The organism is Paenibacillus macquariensis (assembly GCF_900156375.1).
In the GTDB taxonomy this organism is placed as follows: domain Bacteria; phylum Bacillota; class Bacilli; order Paenibacillales; family Paenibacillaceae; genus Paenibacillus_AQ; species Paenibacillus_AQ macquariensis.
This window is the reverse complement of the sequence record NZ_FTNK01000004.1, coordinates 229,911-251,930: the sequence shown is the minus strand read 5'-3', so window position 1 is coordinate 251,930 and position 22,020 is coordinate 229,911. Positions and strand designations below refer to the sequence as shown.

Here is a 22,020-nt window from a genome sequence, read left to right as displayed (position 1 = left end):
CCTACTTCATACAACTAAGAGCTCCTCTGCAATCATTTTTGCCTTTTCCGCAAGCTCCATCATATCATCTGTCGGAACGAACTTAGCTAAATCGTAGGATAGCGGATTTAGGGAAAACTTGTTCAATTCATCCCGAAGTAGGTTTCTTTTTTCTTCAGAGGCATCCATATAAAGTTTGCATGGCTGCCTATTCGCATCCAAATCATGCAAATCGACATAGCCTGATTTAAGACACTCCAACACAATGGCTGAAAGATCGATTAGGGCACTGCAGGCCATATCAATTTCTACCCGAAACATGCCGTTAGAACTTCTCCTATCAAATCCTAAATTTCCACCGTTTTTCAAGTCTCCCTCGGAAAGCAGGGCATCGAAACCCAAATCTTTTAATATCTGATCGAGCGTCACATTCGTTAAATCCAATTGTTCCAAATAGTCTATTAATGCCAGCGAATCATCGGAACCGCCAATTAAATCTCCCCACCATTTGCTTATGTACATGTTCTTCTCCCCTTTCTTTTATGCATTGTCACTTAGTTATTTGGTTAAATAACTGCTGTTCCTTTTTACCAAGAGGTCTAATTTTTTCGGCATTTTTAAAATTTTCGATAGCCTTTGTTAGACTGGTTTTGATCGATTTCTCTGTCTTGTCCGTCTTGGATTTGGCCATCCATTTTTTTGCGTGCTCAATGTACTTCTGATATACCTTCCAATCCTTCTCAGTAAAGTGTGCATAAGGATCGATCTTTGTTTGTACAGGTTTCAGATAATCGTTCGCCGCATCTATTTCTGCTTGTGTCGCTATTTTTGAGTTAAAGGATTCAAAATTGACAAACCCATCTGCCTGTTCATTAAACCATTGTTTCGCTTTTTCAGTAAAATAAATGTGACCTTTTCCTCTGCTCGTAAAAATATCACTGCCTGTCCAAGTGTTTTCGATAATAAACAGCTCATCTCGACTTGAAACGTTTCGTTGTTTTCTGCCAATTAAGGTTTCATTATCGAGTTGCAGACACCAAATAGCTTCCATTTTCTCCGCAACTTCTGTATTGTGCTTTCTTTTTGCTATATAATTTTCAGGTTCTCCACCGCTCGGATAAATCTTTGGTTCTGCGGCTTCCTGATCCCACTTCATCCAATCGATATGGACAATTTTCTTGAAAATCGTCTCTTGAAAGCGAAAGCCACTTAAGTCGGATTTTTCAAGCTTTTTCTTAAAAGAATCAGAAACCAATAATAGACTAGCCCACGTATAAACGGGGGGAACAAAAGGTCCTGCTCGTTCAATAAGGATTTCGTTTGCATTGTCTTCACTAGGGAACGCGTAGCCGACAAGTAGGGTGTTGCCATAATCCCCCCACGGCATTTTTTTATTTCTAAAAATATAGTAGCCCAAAATTATCTCCTTTTCGTATATAAAAAAATAACTTCACTTATCAAAAGTATTCACGATGTGGATTTGTTCCAAGATCATCTCGTCGAATCGATCTGCCACTTTCTCAAAAGGATCATCCTCCATACAGTCATGGAGCAATATAAACACTTGACCTGTCTCTAAATCCTCAACAACAGTACTGCCGTCACCTACACCACCAATGGGAAAAAGGCTGCGGGGCGCAAGTTTATACTCTCGCTCATACTCCTTGTAATCTTCCACAAAAGTGGGATAAGACCAATCCAATTCACGGATCGAATCGATCCATGGATCGAGAAAATGGCAGGAGCCAAAATGGAGGAGGAGCCAACGATAGCTTGAAGGTAGCCGACAATAGTATTTTTCCTCAAAAGCAAGAATGTCCTCTTCTGACTCCGGTGTTCGGTCTGTCCGCGCATAGGCAGCTGTCAACAGCTCCAGATTGTCTAGTAATTTATTGTCCACCATTTCACACCTTCCGATTTCACACATATACGATTCTGACTCATCCCAAAGCCTCCTTAAGTCTGTTGATGGAACAGGTACAGCGTCCGACAATCTGTACAAATCTCGATATACAACGTACCTTCAGAGCCATCCATTAAGACGTCCCATGGAAGTGCTGCGAGAAATTTCATGGTTTGACTGCAGTCCGGGCATGTTCCAAATTGAACATCCTGCACCCAATCCGGCCAGCCTCCGATTGTGATAACCTCATCACCACCGCTAGCGTAATACTTCGGTACAGCCTCGGTACTAAGTGTGAGCTGATTCTGGCTCATCTCCAGAAGATCCGCCTCCGTACAATAATTTTCCGTTTCGAAAGGTGGCTCACCTAACAAGATTTCACTCCGACCATCTTCCCCATAGCGTAAAAACGTCTCTTCCGTGAATGTGATGCAATTCGGACAGATGGGAATGGCGAGCACGCCGTCGACTGCCAGAAAAGAAAATCGCTCATCAAGCCCGTCGAGACGCAGGATATCGATCAACCGGCAACCGCAATGCGGACAGTGCTGCTCCAATAATTGACCAGCCTTTACTGCCTGATCAACGCCATCTCCCGGTAGCATCGTATAGCATTGTTCGAAGTATAGTGAGCTGCGATTCCCCTGATCATCGAAACTCCATCCGCTATGATGAGCATAGACAGATGGGTTCACATACAGCTCGCTACGCCATGGCAACGGGTTTTTCTCCAGCCTCAGAAATTGTTCCAGAACGACTCCATCGCCTTGCAATGCAAGGCAGAGCTGCAAATGATTGGCTTCTTCACAAACAGGATCCAAAAGAAGCGCGAGCAGCTGATCCCGTACCTCGGGTGAAGCGTCTCGATAGATTGCAGCTGGATAGAAGATACCCTTGTCGAACGCTGCTTGTGCAATACGTGCAGTGTTGATATCGTGATAACCGAGCAACCCATTAAAATCTAGAGAAACTTGATCCCAACTCCCGGTCGTTTCAATATTCGAGATGATCGATTCGACCATTTTCTCTACTTCTTCACTATTCATAGCCTGATAGGCTTCCCGCTGATTCTTATTTCGACAGCGATAACAGATTCCATTAAAACCAATAGATATTCCGCATTCTTGGCATTGATGTACCATTCTCAATCCTCCGACCTATGTTATATATGTAGTTTTTTGTTTTTCCATAAAGGATTATCAGATACGACAAACGTATTAAATAATGAATCAAATTTCTCACCTTCGGGATACGAAACATGTACATATGGCTTGGAATTCATTGATTCATATAATGATTCCACTGGGTTTGAAATTCCTAGCATGGATAACATTGAAAAAACTTTATTTTTTACAGACTCCATTTCAGGGAAATCCTCTAAAATGTCATCTTCTAAAAATGGTTGAGCTTTTAGCATCTCAGATAATTGTCCATTTCCTGAAAAATTCAATAAGTCTACCCAATAAGGACAAGAAATCATGATACCAAGAAATTCCTCGATGTTTCTCCCAACTTTCCCTGCCTGTCCTTCGGAACTAATAAAGATAACTGGTAAATCTTCTTCATCACCATCACCGCACAAAGCGAACACACCACCAGAAGCATTTTGTGCTATGATCGTTGCTTTGTCATCGACTACAAAAAAATAATCACTTGTATTTGAATGAGCTTCAACAATTTCAAAATCATAGTATTGTAAAAGAATACCTATTAGTTCAGCGTTTGAAACGATATTATGATACACACTTTTATTTCCCATAATTATAAAACCTCCAACTCTAGTATAAAATTGTTGTCCAAATGAACTTAAATCTTCAATCATTTTATTGCCTATTTCTGAATCCGTTCCCCAGTTCAAAATTTTTGCCGTTTGCTGTATTCTTTTCAAGGAATCAATAGCACTCTGCTTTAGCCCCGGATCAATAACCCCAGTTATTTTTATCTGACCAAAAGCGACAGCATAAGTGACCATATCACTTTGGAGCATGTTCATCTCGTCAGTCTCTACTAATCTTTTCACTTCATCTTCCAACAAGCTGTTTACGGGAATATATTTCATTTCCCATACCTTTTCAATAATAAATTTAGGAAACTCAGCAAAATTCAATTGACCTTTATTTCGCAGATTTTCCGTTAATTCCGCTAATGTATCCGAGCCTTCATCACTACCGAAAGGTGCTTCTTCTTCGCCGCAGTCATAATAAAAATCGTCTGTAAAATGTTTAACAAAATTAGGGTGGGATGTCAGGATATGAAGCCCTATTTCCTCATCATCAAAGTATAAATGGTTGATAAAATCAAAATGACTATCAGCCTGATAACCTTTCTTTAATTTTTGCTTCATTAGTTTTTCAGCTTGTTTGGTACATTCTTCTTCAGAGTCAAATTGTTTGATTTCATATTTTCCGGCAGCGCCTGTCTTTCCATAATTCACAACAAAGTCACAGTCACTATAATCAATCCACCAAAATTTACTGGATTTATCGTCATGAAAGGTGAATGCTTGTTTCATTTAAACTCCCCCTAAACAATATGTTTTGATAGATTATGATAAATTTGGATCTCTACATTCAGTCAAATTCATTCTGATTCCCTATTCCTTCACCATCCACTAACCGCTGCAAGGTAGCATGCAACTCGTCAAATCGCTGTTCATCTTCCGCTGAGAACATCAGTAAATATCCGTCATGGTTGTTCATGACCGCGATCACCTCACCCGCTTGACCGAAAAACTGCACGCCCGTATACAAGCCCGAATCCGCTTGTTTGGATGGTAACAACAGCTTAATCCTTTCCACAACGTGTTCATCGATTTTCCAGTATTCCTCATTGCTGAACTCCATCGAAATCACTGCTTGAAAATAGGCCATGGCATGTAAGAACTCTGTAAGAGACTCGCTTGTCTGATACCACTCCTCGTTCCCGTAGTTTTCATAAACAGGGGGATTGGACGCTGCCACATCATCCCAGCGTATGCCCCAAACACAAGCACCTTGATTTTCTAAATAGAAGATCAAGTAATCGTCATTCTTATATTGATGTAAATCTTTCGGCTTAATCAAAAAATCCTGGGAACCATTCAATTGCGGATGTGCGCCCAATTCCACATAATAATCCTTTAAGACTTCGGGTATACGTCCATATCGACTGATCCAAGGTTGTAATTCCTTCACGTCGAAACCACAAGATTCCGTGATGTGAAACAAGTTCCGGATCGCTGCAAAATCGGTCATTGGCCCCACTTCTCCTTGTAAGCGCCCAATATCGGCGTTCACGATCTATATTCATAAACCTTGCTCCCAAACACTGATCGTTTTCAAACAAAAGCAAAAGGATAATTCTCAGGCAAATCCGGATGCAACATCCTGAGACATGATCTCAACTGTTCGGACAAGTCGCTTTCTTCAAAATCTTTTATCTGATCGATCCACTCTTCGTATTGATGAATCAAGTCAGCTAACTGTAAAAACTGCCAAAAATCGATGAATAACGCTGTCACTTTCGGCTGAGTCAGGTTATGGTCAAAAAAAGAAAGATTCCCATCCATTCTGTTCATCAGCCACGCATCACCTTGGCCGTTAGCTGCAATCTGTACATAGTTGTTTTTCAAATGCTCATCTTCACAATACAGATTGTCACCTTTATCATCCTCAAACACCATTTCAGCCGCAATCTCTTGACCTGCCAGCATTTGCAACACATCCACAAGTCGGATAATATCCAGCGGTACGTGCACATTGGCAAAGGGCTCCAAAATTTCTTGTATGCTGCGAATTTGAAACACTGATTTATTGGTATCTTTCATAACTCCTCCATTCCCCTAATCCTACACGAATAATAGCAAGCCGATAGCCTTATCGTAGTCGACTAATAATCTGTTTCTTTTTTTGTCCAGACAGCTCTCCATTTGATATATTTATCATAAGGAGAATATCTCGTTCGCAAATTTGTGAAAAGAAAAGTTCAGTATTTAGCTCTTCCAACACTTGAATGCAAATCTCAACCATCTTGTTTCTAAACTGACTAACTTTACTGATGCTGCTAAGAAGAGTTACATGCTTCACCATCGTCTCGCACACAACATTAAACTGCTCTGGATGTTCTCCTTCATATTTCCATTCTGTTGTTTCATACTTGTAAAATTCATGTTCCTTGGGATCTTTCTCAACAACCTGTTTCAAAAAATCTTTTGTGTTCATTGCAGGACATACCATAGTTGCGTTAGAATCCAAATACAGCCCAAAAGCAATAATTTCTTCTTGTTCATAAAGCTTAACCATACTAGTAAAGGTTGTTCGAGTAGCGGATTTTATTTGTTTTTTGATTTCATCATAATCAAAAGGATTAGATGTTGGTGTTCGGATTAACTTATCCAAAAATTCCTTGAAACTATTAGCTAACACTATTTTTTCATACCCGACTGGATAGATGTGTTTTACAAAAGTGACCCGTGGCTCATCTTTTGCAGTACATTGTGAGTAATCAAATACAAATCGTTCTGTACGTGCTGCATCTAGATTTTCACCAAAATAAATTCCGATATCCGGTAAATTGACAAGTCCAGGATAAGCTTTTCGTTCTTTTTCACTTTCCAATTCACAAATGGAACTGATATAGGAGCAAATGAAAAGATGTTTAACATTTTGATGCTCATCATAAATAGGAAAACAGTTCCTTTTCAAAAGACCTCCATTTTGTGTGTTCTGTAACAGCGATATATAGGATTGTGGTAATTTATACTGAAGATTCTTCTCATATTGCAACTTCTCTTCTTCTGCAAAAATCGGTCCTTTAAAATCTTCTTTCCTCTCATTCCATAATTGCTTAAAATCAAGGTCTTTATCTTTCACCCCTACACCTCCATTCAAGCTAGTTAAAATTGGCATCCAATTTCATTTCGTTTCCGCTTTTCTGTGTTCGATTGTTTTAATCTTTTTTCTTTAATCAACTAGTTGCCAAATTCACATAGGTATTGTCAAACCTTCTCAAGCGCAAATCGTTGCGGTCGATTAGAAATTCAAGAAAGCCAGCATCCCACCAACACATACCCACAGCATCAAGTGAGGAGAGTGAGAACAACAATCGCCAGTTCCGAGCCGCTTCACGATGCTCCGATTCTCGTGCCTTAAACACTTGCAAGAGTGGAATTCGCACGTTTTCAATATGTTCGGCAAATTCATTCTGTCCGCCAGCCAACGCTTCTCTTGCCTTCTCGCGCAGTTCCTCCTCGGTTCTATGGGTATTATGGAGCAAAGCATCCATCCCATTCCTGCATAGATAGGCATGCAGAGATGTATTGCCAGACCAGGACTGCAAACCTCCCCAAAGCGCATCGCTCTGATCACATACCTCCGAATACAGCTCCTCATATTTACCCATTAACTCCTCTGTCTCTTCCCCCAAATCTGCAAGGGACAGATGCGGGGCAAACGTGGCCCGATGAGCAACAAACTCCCGCTCATCCCCATATACCTCTTCCTTATCTACTGGAGGATCGGCCAATGTCAACTGTTGCAGGTCACCCTCATAGTATATGACGCGATGATCCACATTGTAGGCTGGCTCGTCTGCTCCTAGAAAAAAATACAGAATGCCTGTGCTAGGCAAATCATCTACAGATGTAAAGGGCAACTCTCCCAGATTGATTTGAGCCAGGAACGTATACCATTCTCCATCCTCCGTACAAGGCCAAGCGATAGACGGCGGGAGATCCGGACGACCTGCTACCCGGCTGTTGCCTGTCTGACTGTAATCTTCTTCACCGGCCAACTCCAGCTTCATCGCCACTTCTGCATGCTGATGCAGCAACGCCGCTACTTGCTCATCTTCCTCGCCATGATATTTACTAAGTAATTCTATAATAGCTTGCTTTCTCCATCTTTCTCTCATATTGGTACACTCCTTGTGTTTTTTCTTTCAAGGAAAATTGAGATCCGGTGTAATCTTTTGAAAGATCTTCTCTACCTCAACAGTATGGCTGCTCTCAAGTTCCTGCCATTGAACACACGACAAGAGCACAAATACATGAGTATCCGAGAAATAGGAATCTCGAAACAATCGAATCTCAAACTGGTTTTGAATGATATCCGCAATACCTCGAATCGTAATGTAACGATCGTTAGGTGAAAACATCAGTGGAATCGAATAGTTCTCACCTGCATATGACAGGGCCAGTCCTTCATCAATCTCTTCCACGATCACTTCTCCAGGTAAACATTCACCAAATAATCGGACGATTTCACTATCTTCTTCTCGCCAATCCACAGTCACCCCGTACACCCAGGAGAATAGATTAGCACGTACCGAAGACACTTCCTCTTCCCTTGCTGCCTGCAAGAAGTCCAACCGGTCATTTCCACTGAACATACCTGGATGCCTTTGCATAAATGCGTCAACATCCTCAACACTTCCGTGCAATAGAAATTCCCAATCTTGCTGATCTGCTTGCTTCATCATGCTCACCTCGGCGATGTTATCGTCTAGCATTTTGCCCTATCGAATTCTCAAAAAGATCATCCCAAAATCTCCTTATGTCTGTTGATGGAACAGGCATAGTGTGCGGCAATCCGTACAAATCTCGATATACAACGTACCTTCAGAGCCATCCAGCAATACGTTCCATGGAAGTGCTGCTAGAAATTTCATGGTTTGACTGCAGTCTGGGCATGTCGCGAATTGCGCGTCCTGCACCCAATCTGGCCAGCCACCGATCGTGATGACCTCATCACCACCACTAGCGTAATACTTCGGTACAGGCTCGTCACTAAGAGTGAGCTGATTCCTGCTCATCTCCAGAAGATCCGCCTCAGAACAATAATTTTTCGTTTCGAAGGACGACTCATAAGGAATGATCACACTACGGCCATTTTCGCCATAGCGCACGAACGTCTCTTCCGTGTATATGATGCAATTCGGACAGATGGGAATGGCGAGCACGCCGTCAACTGCCAGAAAAGAAAATCGCTCATCAAGACCGTCCAGACGCAGGACATCGATCAACTGGCAACCGCAATGCGAACAGTGCTGCTCCAATAATTGACCAGCCTTTGCTGCCTGATCGACGCCATCTCCTGGTAGCATTGTGTAGCATCGATTGAAGTACAATGAGTTGCAATTCCCCTGCTCGTCGAAATGCCAACCGCCATGATGGGCATATACAGACGGGTTCACATACAGCTTGTTGCGCCAAGGTAGTGGGTTTTTCTCCAGCCTCAGGAATGCCTCCTTAATGACTTCATCGTCTTGCAGGGCGAGGCAGAGCAGCAAATGACCTGCTACTTCACAAGCAGGGTCAAAAAGTCGGGCGAGCAGCTGATCCCGTACCTCGGGTGAAGCGTCCCGATAGAGCTTAGCGGGAAAGAAGATCCCCTTGTCGAACGCTGCTTGTGCAATTCGTGCAGTGTTGATGTCGTGATAGCCAAGCAAGCCGTTGAAGTCTTGATAGACTTGATCCCACTCCCCGATCGTTTCAATATTCGAGATGATCGATTCGATCATTTTCTCTACTTCTTCGCTATTCATAGCTTGGTAGGCTTCTCGCTGGTTCTTAATTCGACAGCGATAACAGATTCCTTTAAAACCAATAGATTCTCCGCATTTTTCGCACTGATTCGACATTTTCATTTTCATCATACTCACCTCTACTCTTGTGTACTTACGGCAATGATAACTTTTCTGCTAAATGAGTAGCTTGTTCTTCAGCTCCTCGGCCGTGTCCGGCTTCCAACTGCCTATTTCTAATTTCTTCTCTTGAACCAATTGTCCAATCTGCTCAAAAAGTGCAACTCTCTTCTGGGCTGGCCAACGGGTAAATGACAGCAAATCACTGGACACATTCCAAATAGTTGTTCCATTTTCCTTTTGAGACCATTTTTTCATAAGAATCGATTCAACGTCCTCATAACCTATCCGATACAAAATCCCAACATATGTCGCGCCAATTCCATCATCGAGAATCGCTCTTTTCAGAAAATAAGATTGAACCTTTTGGCAGCAAATTTCATTATTTAGTGGAAGCAGATCACCGAGTACATCATCAAATTCTCCAGTTACTCGTCCAACATATAAGCTCGTTTTAATAAGTCCACTTAGCTTTTTTTCCTCCGGATCAGTCGCCAAAAGATCTATCCAGCGCATATCCAAATCCTCAAACAACAGTGGGGTAAGTGAAAAATATGTATCATTCCTAAGAATATAACCCCAGCCAAACATAAACGTATGCCTCTTTTGCCTAGTGTCAAACTTCACCGTACCTAGCACGTTCAAAATAAAACGTCGCGTCACCGGATCTTTGTAATACTTTGAAAACTCCTCGAAAACATCGCCAGCAGGTTTGGTTAGAAGTGAAGAAGCGAAAACAGGAGACAGCCAGTCTCCTCCATATTGTTCATATAGCTTAGAAGCCAGCGCTTGCAGCCTAATATCTCCATCCATCAAAACAGAGCCTACCAAAATCATAGGGAAGGCTTGCTCTAAGGTCATATCTCTTAACGTTTCACTTATATGAAAGGTAGAAGTATCTCTATAGGCTAACTTTATGTCGCGCTTATATGATGAAACTTTCTGGATTTGGTCTGCTGCAAGTTCATAAACCTCGCACATCTTCTCACTCGCTTTTCCAGGCATCATCCCGAGTAAGGCAATCAGTGTTTCATGCTCATCCCAGCTGATCGTACTGCCAGGCTCCTTCTTCAGAAACTTTTGCAAAAAAGCTAGCAATCGATCAGCAACCAGATCCGAAACTGTATTTGAGCATGTTTGGTTTAATATCTTTTCGCTTCTTTGAGGCGAATTTAATAACTTTTTCCAGTAAGCTGTTGCCGGTTCATAATCAATCTTAGCCAGTGTCCTCTGGGCGGCCAGCTTACTCTTCCCACGCTCTGTACTAGCTAGATGCAACAGCTCAGGTGCCTCGTTAACTCCGAGCTCCGAAATAGCTTTCTCTCTGCTATTCCCTTTGGGCGGCAATGCATCGACAACAGTCTGATTATAATCTGTCATTACTGCGCTCCTCCTCATACGGGATGTTTATTTAGTATTTCAGATCGTGGAACATTATCCATGAATTGTACTTTCAACTATACGAATGTTTTTGAATTTCATAGCTTCAAGTTTTTCCTTTGTTTGCTTTGTACACATCAACCAGTTGTGTTCATAGTCTTCATTCGCTCTTATTGCTGTAAAGAAATCGGTATGAACAAGTTGAGGGTTACAAACATCAACATACGTGTCAGAATACATATAAACAATGTCAACTTCTTTTTCTGGCAACCATTTTGCTCTCTTCATACGGGGTTTACCGTTATTTAATGTATGTTCTAACGGATTCTCTCTCCATCGTATCTCATTTATTTTAAGACCTGAAAAAGTTTTGACCAGTTGCTCCGCAATGGAACGATGCGTGAATATTCCTTCTTGTAGAGATGCGTTTACTCCATGCGTTTCTATGAAATCTCCAACTTTTGAACCAATGACACCATATAAGCTTTCGTTGGACCACATAACTTCAATGGGTTCATTTTGTTTAGGTTTGGATGGCATATCCTTACCTTTCCATGTTGTCGCTATATTTACATACCCATAATCATCATCTATAAATGACTGCGTATTAATAACCCAACCAGTGAGCGTCATTTTTCCACCTCCTATTATCACATATCAACCACCGAGAGGCAGTCTATCTAAGATCAAGATCGCTAAACCAGAATGTTACGGCTTCATCATCCAAGCCATATTTACCTTCCCACCAAGCCAACGGATAACCCATTTCTTTCTTATAAAAGTGACTTGGCAGCTCTTGATCCAATTCATAGGTTTCACGAATTCGTTTGTTAACGCTTGGATTCAAAATGTCACTGATGCCTAGAATGCGCAATACAATTTGTCTATACGCCTTAGTTCCCATTAAAAACGACTTTGTTACTTTTTCCAATTCCGAAGGTTGCGTTTCGGCAGGTGCATTTTGAATCACTTTCAGCGTATTCGCTAGAATGGCGGTTTCGGTTTCAGAAATAGATATCCTATCCATATTGGAGAAGTCTAGTAAGTCAACATAAGCGTACACCGGGTTTTGATGAGACATAATGCCTGAACGGAACAACCTGTCGAAAACTCTTTCATTATAGTTAATGACTACTTGGCTCGGGTTCGAATGTTTGTTCTTTTCTTCATAGCCCAAATAAGTATCGACAGAATTGTCATCGATGGATAAATAATAGGAATAGCTCCCCATGACTGAGATATAGACAGGATTCTGCGTTGCGATCCCTTTTATAAAAGCGTTACTCACTTGTTCCTTATCCAGTCCGTTTATGAGGGCCTCGATCCTTTCGAAAAGTTTTTGCGCGGATATTTCCTCATTCTGCCTTAATAATCCTTTTGCTCTACCATATTCGAATTCGGCTTCTGGAATTTTTTTGTCACCGCCACTGGAAGCAACCCAGCCAAATAATTCATCATCATAATCCCAAATCGAATTAAAAAGAATATTCAATGCTTTAAAATCCAAGCTTAAACCATCGGCTAGTTTTCTGATTTTGTTTTGTGCTCGTTTAGACGCGTTTCTTTCCCAGAATGCTTTCATCGCTTTATGAAATCCACCTTTTTTAGTCCGTCACATTCTTTCTCCAATACGTGTAGCACGCTTTGTACGTTTCAAAAATCGCGGAGTTGGTCCGTATATCCACTCATTTGCGCAATCCATATCATTGGCTACTTATTGCGGGCTAGTAAGTTATTTAACTTAGTAATCGTTTCCTCAGAAACTTTTTCACTGTATAGACCTTCATTTTGCTTGCAATGAAGCAATGTCTTTTCCATAGAGATGGCGAACTCAGGGTAAGCAAGATTGTAATCGACTCCCATACTAACTGTAGCTAGTAGGCATTGGGTGTATTTAGGGAGCTCGCCCACAATTGTGAAGAACATATCGTTATACTCAAAATAAGAACCTCGCTCATTAGCATGACCATAGCTCAACGGATAAGTAGTAACTCGGGCAGTATTACCTTCAAAAGCGGCATACTTGTTTGCCTCTCCAGATACTCCCTCCCAGCTGAAGTTGGTCAGACAAGAGGCTAGAAAATCGTTATAATCGGGTTCAGACTGCTGCTCAATATCAGTGAATGCAATTCGCATCGAACCACGGTTACGATAAAAGGCACAGTCGATAATGATAATTCCGCCGTATAAGCCACTGGGATATTGAAAAGTAAGGCAGCTGCCATTGTGATAATCACTTTCAACTTGCGTAGGTGGCTTGACCCTCTTTTTTGCTATACTTTTGGGTATGCTAATTTTGGTGATTAATGTATGTAAATACTTTTTTCGTTTGGTAATAAACTGTTCATTGGCTCCAAGCTGTTCACAGACAGTTAAGTCACTCCCACTCTCAATGATCTGAGCGACTTGCTCTAACAGCGAACTCTCTAGGGATTTCGTTTCCCAAAGGCAGTAGGACAACGCAAATAATACATTGTTTCTGTCATCTGTATGATTTAAGCTATAAGTAAATCTCTCTTGTAACTCGCTTACAATTTGAGTAATTTCAGAACCCCGATTGTAATTTTCATAGAAGTATTCCTTGATCTCACATGAGGTGTCATTACCGAAAACCTCAGCACTCCATGTTCCCATACGATCATCACCTCCGGAAAGTTATATGTTACTGTAAGGCTTCTATTTCTTATCGGTATATTTCCATATTTTCATTTGCTGAGAGATTTCTTCATAGGATTGTTTAAGGTATGGTGGTCATAACGAAGAACCTACTATTGAATATAGCAGGCATACGTATAATGGGTTCATGAATAAATTAGATGAACTCGTCTAGTCTACCCTCAACTAATAATATATTTCCTTGTGGAATTTCACCCTCACTATATTTCTTCCATAATCCATTTAACCAACTATGATTATAATTACATGCGATTGCTTCTAATAATAATGAAATATCATCTGACAAATATGCTGCAAGGTCGGATGACTGTGTGTGCTCAAATATTGCTTTAAAAGTTCTTTCCCTTAACCTTTTAATGATTTGTACGTACTCCGGATTAATCGAATTATTTTTTACAATTGAACTTACTTGATCATAAACTTCCATCCACTTATTTGAAAACTCATCATGGTCTCTATTATCAAGAATATCATCGTAATCTTCCTGTGAAATGTTATTAATAATCTCAATCAATTTTACTCTACAAAAATAATCCATATTCTCGATAACTTTTTCATTAATTCCCACGACAAATTCCTCCTTGTATTAGGAATCATAACGGCGACCGTTCATATAATAATTGTCCTCGCGTCTAAGCTGGAAGGAAATTTCCAGTTCGGGTATACCGAGCGACCGGACATGCCTATCGATTGCTTCGGCCATCTTGTCGCGCACTTCGTCCCCCCGTTCAAACCACCATACTTCAATGAAAGCGTACGAATCGGTATATTTCCCGTCGAAAATAGCGGTGACGTGCAGGCACTCTAAGGTGAAATTATCTGTTCCGCATTGGCATATTGCGGCCACCTCCTCTACAAGCGGTATGCTAATTGCACGTACGGCCTCGGCTGGGACTCCTCTAAAAATTAATTGCGGCATCTAACATCCTCCTTTGGATCGGTTATAAAAGATTGGCCATTCCCAGCAAGCTCTTGCTCCAAACTAACAATCTTGAATGACTATCTTTCCAGTCGTAAGATCATCATTAACAAACGCAAAAATCGTCGGCGAAGCTCCTACTTGCAAGTGAAAAGGCTTGAAATTGGCATGCAATTGTAGTAACAAACCCCAGTTGCTGTCATCAGGCCAACCATCGCCTTGGAAAAAATAGGGCACGCCACCGATTTTATCAACGTCAACTTCAGCGTTATATGCTTTCTGCTCATCCTCAGTGAGAAAAAGGTAGGCTTCGGAATCGACAAAGGCAGGGTCTTGGGCTTCCTGCAATTGTGGGACGCCTTCATAAGATTCACCATTGTTATCCCACAGCGTTGGTCCGTTATCCAATGGGGCTGTGTCTATCAGGAGATGACCTCCGGGCTGGATAATGATCGCATTTTCACCACCATCGGCATCGAAAATATCAGGATCAAAGAAGCCTTCCTCTATATTTTGCGAATGCGTAACAAAGAGATAGGCCATCTGAGGAATAGGAACGTCAGTAGTGGGGAATAATTGCTGATCTAGCTCAATCTGACCGATAAACATCATAGGACGCTTGTCCCACCCACTGCTAAGCGGCCATTGCGGTTCTGTTAGCCATACTGGCTGTCCGCCGAATTTCGTAATGGGAGTCAGAATCGGTTCATTAACGCGGGTAAAACGATCGATCTTGTATTTCTTCATTACTTCACCTCAATCAATCTAATATGGCTCGTGAAAATAGGTCTCTAATTAATAAGTCATCTTCACATGCTTCCTTAAAGGCAATTGCAAAACTAAGTATGGCATCTTTATTGTCTGAATAAGCAGCGAACATACTGCCTTCCGGGTCGAATTTTACGATATCAACTAAGTGAGGCATTTTTTCTGCAAGAAACACGGCTGCTAATGAACCCCAATCATAGCCATTGCCTTCAAATCCTTCTTCGGCTCGTATTTGAAAAATTTCATGCTTATAGTTGCCAACTTCTAAAGTCATTGATATGCTTCCATCATGATGCGCAACTAGCCCAAATGGGTTTACTTTTTCTTCAACTTCTAAGAAACGGGGGTCATTCTCGATCCGCATCTCTTTTTCAACGTTCACGGTAGGGATGGTTTCATTTCCTGCTCTAGCACCGGCGTTGCGGCTCATTTCTAAAAACATCTTCGCATGTGAATCTTCAGGGTCAAGTGCTACTGCTTGTTCAAAAGCAAAGATCGCTTCCTTATACTGATCAAGGTAATAATAAGCATATCCTATTCGGAAATGCCAAAGTGGGTCGTGCTCGCCTTGCTCTTGAACAGATAAAAAATATTGGATAGCTTCATTATATTTTTCTTGATTATTCAATGCTCTTGCCAAAAGGCAAACTAAGTCATAGTCCCTGTCTGTCTCGGGTATTTCCATAATTTTGTTAATGATTTTCCCATGCTGGCTCTTGTTATGCCAAAGCGTGAGCTGTTCCATTAGTTCCTTATCCATCTTAGATTCCTCTCCCCTATCTATAATTAAATGAATGATTCCCATATAATAGAATAACCCATATGATCTATGTAGTTCAAATCTATTGAAATAATATGAGAAATGAAGCGAGGGGTAATCTTATGAGTGAAGTGTGGATCCATGCTATGCATGGTGTACCTTGGACACCTAAAAAAATGAAAACAGCAGTTGAAAAACTAAGGCGACGAGCTACGATCAGTTTTTCCTTTGATTCAGATAAATTGGAGGATTTAGTAAAATTAGATGAAATGGTTCTATTCCACCGTCCTGACCTTATTTTGCACATATCGAGTAACAGAAATAAAGGCGTTTATTCAGATGAAATGCTAGAGATCCTAGCTGGATTGAAAAACGTCACTGCCTTGCATCTAAGTATGGAACAAAAGCAAGATTTACATCATCTACAGAAGCTAAAAAACGTGGAATTTTTGAAAATTGATTCTGACCAAGCACTTTCAATCGATTTTATTAGTAGTTTTCAGAAACTTCAGCACTTAGAATTAATTGGAAAATTTGATGATTTATCTCCTATAGGAATCTGTAAAAATCTTAGTAGTTTAATCCTTAAGTGCACGATTGAACAATTAAACTTTATCAAAGAAACCCCCATACAATATCTCCTTATCGATAACTGTAACGTGAATTGTGATCTGGATGTACTCAACGTCCCAACCTTGAAGATGTTAGAGCTATCATCGATTGCAAAACTAGAGGATGTTTCCTTCTTGAGTAGATTTGAGCATTTGGAGTTTTTGAGTTTGTCTTTATCCAGAGTGGAGAAGCTATGCGATTTTGCTGCTATGCATAACTTGAAACAATTAAAACTAGATTACATGAAATCGCTGATGGAGATAGATGTCTTAAAAGGGGCATCAAATCTGGAAATTTTAGAGTTGAAGGAAATAAATACGAAGATCAAAGCGGAAGTGTTTGATTTTTTATTAGACATGCCTAGACTGAAACAGTTGGATTTTCAATATATTGATTTTAACAAGAAACGCATAGAAATCATGCGAAAAAAATGGATGGATTCAGGTAAACAGGACATTTTAGTAGAGTGTATGCCTGAGGAAAAAAGACAAAGAACGATGGATTCCATTCATCTTTCTCGTATATTGATGTAGTTAGCTTTTCATGTATATCGATCATGTAGATGATCGGATTGTAATCAATCAGGTTATGTATATGTTCAATTAGGGTTGTTCATCTGATTTTCGAATTACTTGATGGAAATAGATGCTTATTGTGGTCTAGAGTAGCCACCCGATCACTAGGACAACTAGGGTGGGCGGTAAGCACTCCCTAGTTGTCGCCGTTACTTTCTGATAGACAAAATAATAGAATGTCTTCTACCAATTGTGGTGTAACAATTTGTTCATGTACGTTTTGATTTATGTCGTACAATCCTGGGTTGTCACAAGTAATTATTTTGCGTTTTCGTTTAATTGAAATCCCCATAAATGCCTCTTATTTCATTTTTTTTGAAGCCCTATCTCAAACAATGACTTTTGAAGGGGTAAACACAGCAAAAACGCGTAGAACGTACGCTAAGCAATTTTGAGGGTGGTTGGGGCGTCTAAGATATGTTCGTTTTTGATATAAACAAGCATCGTTCTCCGTAAGTTTAGTCCATAGTCGTCGGCGAATATCCATAAAAACGCTTAGCAATTAAGTTAGCAATCTCAGATATCGAATGTTCTAAAATAGCATCAATATTCGATATGAAATTTTACACGTACTCCAACCTAACTAAATTTTTCCATAAACAGATCTATCCTGTGGTGTTATGTCAATACTATCACTAAATTGCAATCCTTTTAAATTCGCGTCAAATAGAAACTTCTTCACTCTCTCACTTATGACAATGGTTTGATGCATTTCTTTACAGCGAACAATATCATAATCAATATCCTTAAAAATATCTTCTTTCAATTTCATATAGTAAAACATATACTCTGGGTTATTAGAATCAAAATTCATCAGTCTATATTCACTATTTTGCATATCAACACAATTTATCTTATATAACAAATTAAGTGCGTAGAAACCTTCTATTTTTTCCTCTCCACAATACAACTCTACCTCGAAAAACTGAGAGCTTTTGGTATATACCTCCATTATTTCTTTTAATCTTTTACTTATAAGCTCAGGCCCTGAAGACTCCAAAAAGTGTGTTTAAATCTTAATTCTCAGCTTATATGAGCCCTCACCTGAAAGACAAGATGGGACTATTTGATGCATACTTTGAGTAATCGTATGTGTTATTATTGATTTGCATATTTAGCCGAAAAAGCGCACAGCGTTGAAAAAGGATGGAAAAGTAATTTTATGAATACAAAATATTGTCCCCTTGTTTTTACAATTTTAAGTGACCGGGAGAGGATGTTTCAAGATATAGATATATATAAATTCAAAGCACATAATGAAATTATCAAACCTATGCTGGCTGCTGCAAAGCAAGCGTTCGTCTTTAAAGGAACCGCCGAACCACTCGAGGGCGCATTCGGCCATATGACACCACCCGCGATGGATTTATCTCAATTCAAATTTCTCTTTTGGGACAAAGGCAAATATCAGGTCAATTTAGATCAGGAATGTGTAATCGGATACGAACATTTGTGGAATGCTTCCGGATACAGACGAGGTTCCATCGTGATTATCCTGCCTTATGAATATAATTTTCCGCCTTTACTGCCACATTGTTATGATTTTGGATTGACGGAGACACCCAATATGGGGCAATCGCCGGGAGCAGTAAAAATGTGTCGTCGAATCCGCGATATGGACAGTATTGCAGCAATGTTTTCGTCCAGCAACGGTATCGAATATATGGAAGTTTATGCTTCTGACAACAAGACCGAAGAAATCGAAAACCTAGCTGTAAAGCTGTGTGGAAGCAATTTAGAACGCCGCTTATTTAATTCATAAATTCAATCTTATGATGATAGCCCTCACCTGAAAGACAAGGTGGGGGCTATTTGAAGCTTACATTATTACCATTGGTGTATAATAGTGAAGAAATTATATAATTTGAATTTATCATGTGGAGGATAAAATGTATAAAATAAATGGTTTAGGAAGTTTTGAAACACTGCCACCCGAAGTGATTTCAGTTTTAAACAGTGATTTTGATGACCTTCAATATAGGATAGAAAAGCGCAGGTTTAATGTTAATAAAAGAATTGCAATTAGCAGTTTTAACTTTACATTGTTACAAATCGCACTTAGGATTAAAAACATGCAAATGGTTAACTGGTTAATAGAAAAGGGTGCAATATTAAATGATCAATATGACCCGGCAATTTTTACTGCTGTACAGTTCACTGATATGGAATTCACACAAAAAATTATTGACAACGGTGGACTTTGCAATCTAAGTAAAAAACAGCCTGGTGAAATTTTCAGCTATATGCACTACGGTGAAAACTACAGTATGATTGATTTACTCGAAGAAAATGGTGTTACTGTATCAAAGTATGGTGGGAGTTTTTTTCGTCAACTGTTTTTGGGCAAAGATATTAATATGGAACTATTAACAAAGATATATTCTATGGGTGTTGATATAAATTATAACTGTCCAGATGCCATTTTTTTAGTGCCAATAACGCCACTTATGGTTGCCATCCGCCACAAACATGCACAAGCAGCTATGTGGCTTCTTGATCAGAATGCAAATGTAATGATGATTGGTGATGATGGTGATCGTGCCTATACTATAGCTGTGGAAAACGAATTAACAGAAGTTGCTGCGAGAATTAAGTCTTTGGAACCTCAGGAATGGCACGATGAACAAAACAAAATAAGTGAGCTTCGTCGTCTAGAATGTCCTCGCGAATTGTTAGATTTTCTAAGAAATAGTGCATTACTAATGACTTTCTCAGAGGATTGTCCAATCGCATATATCAGATTTTTTTCACTAACTGATACAGTGGTGACCAAGTGGAAAAGGAAAAATATCGTATTACTTTCGGTTGAGGTTGCAAGTTATGGTAGTGTCAGATTTGTTTGGATGCCCAAAGAAAAAAAAGTGTGTGCCATTGATATGGAACATGATGAACTTTTTCCTTTAGCTCCTTGGAATGATTTCTTCAAGAATGCGGAAATTTTAATTGAAACTAAAATTTTTGAAAGATAATTAGAAAACGAAGTAAATTTATATACTCAGGGAGAATTAAGATGCACAATGTTATGGAAAAGTTCCTTAAAGATTATTCAAAATCACATTATATTGAAGTATCTTCAACTACCTATAATACATGCGACAAATGTACAACAGAATTGTTTTTTGCATTTGTAAATGATGATGAATCTGTTTGTCTTCAGTACATTAACTGTCATGAAAGAATAAAGATAGATGTGTATGATGGTTATACAAAATTATCAGACAATAATACACATTGCAGAAATTGTAATAATGAAAAATTAAATATAATGTATGGGTTTTCAAAAGGTGAGTATGCTCAAAATTGGGTTTATGTGTAAGCGTCAAATAGCCCTCACCTGAAAGACAAGGTGGGGGCTATTTGACGCTTACTTTTATACCATAGACATTCTTTGAATTTATGGGAAACTCCAGAATTAGATGGTTTGCAACTTGAAGCTCCTTCGATGTATTGGAATCAAGAAATATTTCAACTGAACTGCTCTTCAAAATCAATTTTTCAACCACTCCATAGGTTGAACGCGTATCTTCCTTGTATGTAATGTGTACTTTATCTAATCCAAGAGTTTTGCATCCGTTTTTCATCACCCTTTAACAATTCTACTAAATTGCGTCTGTATGTCATGTTTTCACAATTTGGTATTGATCAAAACTCCCTGCCCGTTAGTTTAACGATATCGCCAGTCTAATACTTTATTTTCTTTTAACATCTATACCCTTAAAACCAATTAAGATACCCTTACCTATAACGAACTTTCGTAATTCAGGATTATATTGTAGAATTATTTCCAAAAGCGTTCCAATTGTTTATAGTTTCCAAACCAAAACTTAAAAGCCTCTTTATTGATCCCGTCTTTACCTAACCAAAAATCTACTGGATAATTCCAATCAGAACTATGTGTTTTTCTTGGAGCAACTGCTAGATTAATGTATTCCTTTAATAATCCTTTATATTTTGGGGTTTCCAAAATACTACAATAACCTAGAGTTTCGAGTAAAACTTGTCGTTCTTCTGTTTTTGCCTTAAAACCTTTAATTTTGCCTATATTTTTTTGAACCTCTTTTTTTAAGGTTTCATTTTCATCGGCTTTAAGTATAATGTCTATGATTTCAGAAAAAATGAGAATATCTTGTTCGTTAACCTGTATGTTTTCCATTTCTTTATTTGTATTGAAATGATGCAAATAATAATAATAATCAGAAAGGCGATGCCCTATTAATCCGCCTGCGTTTAAACACATAGTTAACATTTCTATTTCTTTTTCGTCAAGTTCCTTTGGATAACCGTATGCTGTAGAGCAGATTCCACATGGAGATTCTCTTCTTAAATCTTGAGTATCTCTTATAACAAATGGATGATCAGGGAATGTTTGCATGACTGCAAATACAGATAAAGCCGATCTTAACTCAGGTTTATTGGAACTAAAACTACCAATAAAAGACGCAACAACTTTTTCTTTAACACATTGTTTGTATTCTTCAAACAGTTTGTCATTCCACATAGCATGTGTATTTTCTAGTTTTTCTTGCATTAATTATTTCCCCCCCCTTTTTTTTATCCGTTTAGCTTATCGATTGTTTGAAAGGTAGCATAGTTCTCTCATTGAGGTACCGCCAACGAAACGCGAAAAACGTACGCTAAGTGTTAAAAGAAAATAAACATTTCCAAAATTGCGGCTATAATTTTTTCATATTCTTTATCTCGATGCCAAAGGTTTAGCTGCTCCAAAAGGGCTTTTTCCATTATTCTACCTCTTCTCGTTATGGGTGTGAGGCTGTTGACTATTAATTACCATGAATGCGATAAGACCGCTGCTGTCCTCCTCTACGGG

At 39.5% G+C, this 22,020-nt stretch carries 26 protein-coding genes; 4 read left to right on the top strand and 22 right to left on the bottom strand.

What is annotated here, in order from left to right; genetic code table 11:
• Nucleotides 1-6: 6 nt before the first annotated feature.
• The 19 genes from BW961_RS09740 to BW961_RS09650 all read right to left on the bottom strand — a co-directional run bounded on the left by BW961_RS09740 (nt 7) and on the right by BW961_RS09650 (nt 16,005).
• The gene (locus BW961_RS09740; RefSeq protein WP_068585353.1) at nt 7-501 is read right to left on the bottom strand and encodes an imm68 putative immunity domain-containing protein; all 495 of its coding nucleotides are present in this window, start codon (nt 499-501) and stop codon (nt 7-9) included.
• A 28-nt stretch (nt 502-529) separates the two neighbouring features.
• The gene (locus tag BW961_RS09735) at nt 530-1,396 is read right to left on the bottom strand and encodes a hypothetical protein (RefSeq protein ID WP_068585356.1); all 867 of its coding nucleotides are present in this window, start codon (nt 1,394-1,396) and stop codon (nt 530-532) included.
• Between the two features lie 33 nt (nt 1,397-1,429).
• Nucleotides 1,430-1,882, bottom strand: a complete 453-nt coding sequence (locus BW961_RS09730; RefSeq protein ID WP_068585358.1) for an SMI1/KNR4 family protein — start codon at nt 1,880-1,882, stop codon at nt 1,430-1,432.
• A 53-nt stretch (nt 1,883-1,935) separates the two neighbouring features.
• Nucleotides 1,936-3,024 (bottom strand): hypothetical protein, encoded by a 1,089-nt coding sequence (locus BW961_RS09725; RefSeq protein WP_068585362.1) that lies wholly within the window; start codon nt 3,022-3,024, stop codon nt 1,936-1,938.
• Nucleotides 3,025-3,044: 20 nt separating this feature from the next.
• Entirely contained in the window at nt 3,045-4,394 is a 1,350-nt protein-coding gene (locus BW961_RS09720; RefSeq protein WP_068585366.1) for a WGR domain-containing protein, read from the bottom strand.
• 58 nt (nt 4,395-4,452) lie between these two features.
• On the bottom strand, nt 4,453-5,115 hold the full coding sequence (locus tag BW961_RS09715; RefSeq protein ID WP_068585369.1) for a hypothetical protein: 663 nt from the start codon (nt 5,113-5,115) through the stop codon (nt 4,453-4,455).
• Between the two features lie 83 nt (nt 5,116-5,198).
• Nucleotides 5,199-5,687: a hypothetical protein gene (locus BW961_RS09710; protein WP_068585372.1), complete on the bottom strand. Its 489-nt coding sequence runs from the start codon at nt 5,685-5,687 to the stop codon at nt 5,199-5,201.
• 49 nt (nt 5,688-5,736) lie between these two features.
• Nucleotides 5,737-6,732: a DUF4303 domain-containing protein gene (locus BW961_RS09705; RefSeq protein ID WP_068585375.1), complete on the bottom strand. Its 996-nt coding sequence runs from the start codon at nt 6,730-6,732 to the stop codon at nt 5,737-5,739.
• 94 nt (nt 6,733-6,826) lie between these two features.
• On the bottom strand, nt 6,827-7,771 hold the full coding sequence (locus tag BW961_RS09700) for a DUF1963 domain-containing protein (protein WP_068585378.1): 945 nt from the start codon (nt 7,769-7,771) through the stop codon (nt 6,827-6,829).
• A 27-nt stretch (nt 7,772-7,798) separates the two neighbouring features.
• Nucleotides 7,799-8,338, bottom strand: a complete 540-nt coding sequence (locus BW961_RS09695; protein WP_156510128.1) for a hypothetical protein — start codon at nt 8,336-8,338, stop codon at nt 7,799-7,801.
• 72 nt (nt 8,339-8,410) lie between these two features.
• Nucleotides 8,411-9,514 (bottom strand): hypothetical protein, encoded by a 1,104-nt coding sequence (locus BW961_RS09690; protein ID WP_211269764.1) that lies wholly within the window; start codon nt 9,512-9,514, stop codon nt 8,411-8,413.
• Between the two features lie 45 nt (nt 9,515-9,559).
• On the bottom strand, nt 9,560-10,882 hold the full coding sequence (locus BW961_RS09685) for a hypothetical protein (protein ID WP_068585385.1): 1,323 nt from the start codon (nt 10,880-10,882) through the stop codon (nt 9,560-9,562).
• 54 nt (nt 10,883-10,936) lie between these two features.
• Nucleotides 10,937-11,536, bottom strand: a complete 600-nt coding sequence (locus BW961_RS09680) for a hypothetical protein (RefSeq protein ID WP_244555915.1) — start codon at nt 11,534-11,536, stop codon at nt 10,937-10,939.
• A gap of 22 nt (nt 11,537-11,558) precedes the next feature.
• Complete coding sequence (locus BW961_RS09675) at nt 11,559-12,464, bottom strand: hypothetical protein (protein ID WP_068585391.1); 906 nt, start codon at nt 12,462-12,464, stop codon at nt 11,559-11,561.
• Between the two features lie 128 nt (nt 12,465-12,592).
• The gene (locus tag BW961_RS09670; protein WP_068585394.1) at nt 12,593-13,516 is read right to left on the bottom strand and encodes a hypothetical protein; all 924 of its coding nucleotides are present in this window, start codon (nt 13,514-13,516) and stop codon (nt 12,593-12,595) included.
• A 178-nt stretch (nt 13,517-13,694) separates the two neighbouring features.
• Nucleotides 13,695-14,126 carry a hypothetical protein gene (locus tag BW961_RS09665; protein WP_068585397.1) on the bottom strand — a complete coding sequence of 144 codons (432 nt, stop codon included), beginning with the start codon at nt 14,124-14,126 and terminating at the stop codon, nt 13,695-13,697.
• Nucleotides 14,127-14,144: 18 nt separating this feature from the next.
• The gene (locus tag BW961_RS09660) at nt 14,145-14,477 is read right to left on the bottom strand and encodes a DUF1904 family protein (RefSeq protein WP_068585401.1); all 333 of its coding nucleotides are present in this window, start codon (nt 14,475-14,477) and stop codon (nt 14,145-14,147) included.
• Nucleotides 14,478-14,540: 63 nt separating this feature from the next.
• A complete protein-coding gene (locus tag BW961_RS09655; protein WP_068585405.1) occupies nt 14,541-15,224 on the bottom strand; it encodes a DUF1963 domain-containing protein in 684 nt (227 codons plus the stop codon).
• A gap of 13 nt (nt 15,225-15,237) precedes the next feature.
• Nucleotides 15,238-16,005, bottom strand: a complete 768-nt coding sequence (locus tag BW961_RS09650; RefSeq protein WP_068585409.1) for an Imm51 family immunity protein — start codon at nt 16,003-16,005, stop codon at nt 15,238-15,240.
• A 122-nt stretch (nt 16,006-16,127) separates the two neighbouring features.
• Between BW961_RS09650 and BW961_RS09645 the strand changes: the two genes are divergently transcribed.
• Nucleotides 16,128-17,150, top strand: a complete 1,023-nt coding sequence (locus BW961_RS09645; RefSeq protein ID WP_068585412.1) for a leucine-rich repeat domain-containing protein — start codon at nt 16,128-16,130, stop codon at nt 17,148-17,150.
• 625 nt (nt 17,151-17,775) lie between these two features.
• On the opposite strand, the gene BW961_RS09640 is transcribed toward BW961_RS09645, so the two are convergent.
• Entirely contained in the window at nt 17,776-18,192 is a 417-nt protein-coding gene (locus BW961_RS09640; protein ID WP_212568134.1) for an imm11 family protein, read from the bottom strand.
• A 162-nt stretch (nt 18,193-18,354) separates the two neighbouring features.
• Between BW961_RS09640 and BW961_RS09635 the strand changes: the two genes are divergently transcribed.
• The 3 genes from BW961_RS09635 to BW961_RS09625 all read left to right on the top strand — a co-directional run bounded on the left by BW961_RS09635 (nt 18,355) and on the right by BW961_RS09625 (nt 20,508).
• Nucleotides 18,355-18,954 (top strand): hypothetical protein, encoded by a 600-nt coding sequence (locus tag BW961_RS09635; RefSeq protein WP_139331589.1) that lies wholly within the window; start codon nt 18,355-18,357, stop codon nt 18,952-18,954.
• A gap of 127 nt (nt 18,955-19,081) precedes the next feature.
• Nucleotides 19,082-20,161: an ankyrin repeat domain-containing protein gene (locus BW961_RS09630; protein WP_068585418.1), complete on the top strand. Its 1,080-nt coding sequence runs from the start codon at nt 19,082-19,084 to the stop codon at nt 20,159-20,161.
• Between the two features lie 41 nt (nt 20,162-20,202).
• Nucleotides 20,203-20,508: a hypothetical protein gene (locus tag BW961_RS09625; protein WP_068585420.1), complete on the top strand. Its 306-nt coding sequence runs from the start codon at nt 20,203-20,205 to the stop codon at nt 20,506-20,508.
• 37 nt (nt 20,509-20,545) lie between these two features.
• Here BW961_RS09625 and BW961_RS31885 read toward each other — a convergent pair whose 3' ends face one another.
• Together BW961_RS31885 and BW961_RS09615 are read right to left on the bottom strand one after the other, a co-directional pair.
• Nucleotides 20,546-20,773: an Imm10 family immunity protein gene (locus BW961_RS31885; RefSeq protein WP_068585423.1), complete on the bottom strand. Its 228-nt coding sequence runs from the start codon at nt 20,771-20,773 to the stop codon at nt 20,546-20,548.
• Between the two features lie 197 nt (nt 20,774-20,970).
• Complete coding sequence (locus BW961_RS09615; RefSeq protein ID WP_139331587.1) at nt 20,971-21,720, bottom strand: hypothetical protein; 750 nt, start codon at nt 21,718-21,720, stop codon at nt 20,971-20,973.
• Between the last annotated feature and the right edge of the window lie 300 nt (nt 21,721-22,020).

Coding starts and splice junctions, on each gene's coding strand:
- BW961_RS09740 (WP_068585353.1), bottom strand. CDS start 501: ATGTACATAAGCAAATGGTGGGGAGATTTAATTGGCGGTTCCGATGAT.
- BW961_RS09730 (WP_068585358.1), bottom strand. CDS start 1,882: ATGGTGGACAATAAATTACTAGACAATCTGGAGCTGTTGACAGCTGCC.
- BW961_RS09725 (WP_068585362.1), bottom strand. CDS start 3,024: ATGGTACATCAATGCCAAGAATGCGGAATATCTATTGGTTTTAATGGA.
- BW961_RS09720 (WP_068585366.1), bottom strand. CDS start 4,394: ATGAAACAAGCATTCACCTTTCATGACGATAAATCCAGTAAATTTTGG.
- BW961_RS09715 (WP_068585369.1), bottom strand. CDS start 5,115: ATGACCGATTTTGCAGCGATCCGGAACTTGTTTCACATCACGGAATCT.
- BW961_RS09710 (WP_068585372.1), bottom strand. CDS start 5,687: ATGAAAGATACCAATAAATCAGTGTTTCAAATTCGCAGCATACAAGAA.
- BW961_RS09700 (WP_068585378.1), bottom strand. CDS start 7,771: ATGAGAGAAAGATGGAGAAAGCAAGCTATTATAGAATTACTTAGTAAA.
- BW961_RS09695 (WP_156510128.1), bottom strand. CDS start 8,338: ATGATGAAGCAAGCAGATCAGCAAGATTGGGAATTTCTATTGCACGGA.
- BW961_RS09690 (WP_211269764.1), bottom strand. CDS start 9,514: ATGATGAAAATGAAAATGTCGAATCAGTGCGAAAAATGCGGAGAATCT.
- BW961_RS09685 (WP_068585385.1), bottom strand. CDS start 10,882: ATGACAGATTATAATCAGACTGTTGTCGATGCATTGCCGCCCAAAGGG.
- BW961_RS09675 (WP_068585391.1), bottom strand. CDS start 12,464: ATGAAAGCATTCTGGGAAAGAAACGCGTCTAAACGAGCACAAAACAAA.
- BW961_RS09670 (WP_068585394.1), bottom strand. CDS start 13,516: ATGGGAACATGGAGTGCTGAGGTTTTCGGTAATGACACCTCATGTGAG.
- BW961_RS09660 (WP_068585401.1), bottom strand. CDS start 14,477: ATGCCGCAATTAATTTTTAGAGGAGTCCCAGCCGAGGCCGTACGTGCA.
- BW961_RS09655 (WP_068585405.1), bottom strand. CDS start 15,224: ATGAAGAAATACAAGATCGATCGTTTTACCCGCGTTAATGAACCGATT.
- BW961_RS09650 (WP_068585409.1), bottom strand. CDS start 16,005: ATGGATAAGGAACTAATGGAACAGCTCACGCTTTGGCATAACAAGAGC.
- BW961_RS09645 (WP_068585412.1), top strand. CDS start 16,128: ATGAGTGAAGTGTGGATCCATGCTATGCATGGTGTACCTTGGACACCT.
- BW961_RS09635 (WP_139331589.1), top strand. CDS start 18,355: ATGAATACAAAATATTGTCCCCTTGTTTTTACAATTTTAAGTGACCGG.
- BW961_RS09630 (WP_068585418.1), top strand. CDS start 19,082: ATGTATAAAATAAATGGTTTAGGAAGTTTTGAAACACTGCCACCCGAA.
- BW961_RS09625 (WP_068585420.1), top strand. CDS start 20,203: ATGCACAATGTTATGGAAAAGTTCCTTAAAGATTATTCAAAATCACAT.
- BW961_RS31885 (WP_068585423.1), bottom strand. CDS start 20,773: ATGAAAAACGGATGCAAAACTCTTGGATTAGATAAAGTACACATTACA.
- BW961_RS09615 (WP_139331587.1), bottom strand. CDS start 21,720: ATGCAAGAAAAACTAGAAAATACACATGCTATGTGGAATGACAAACTG.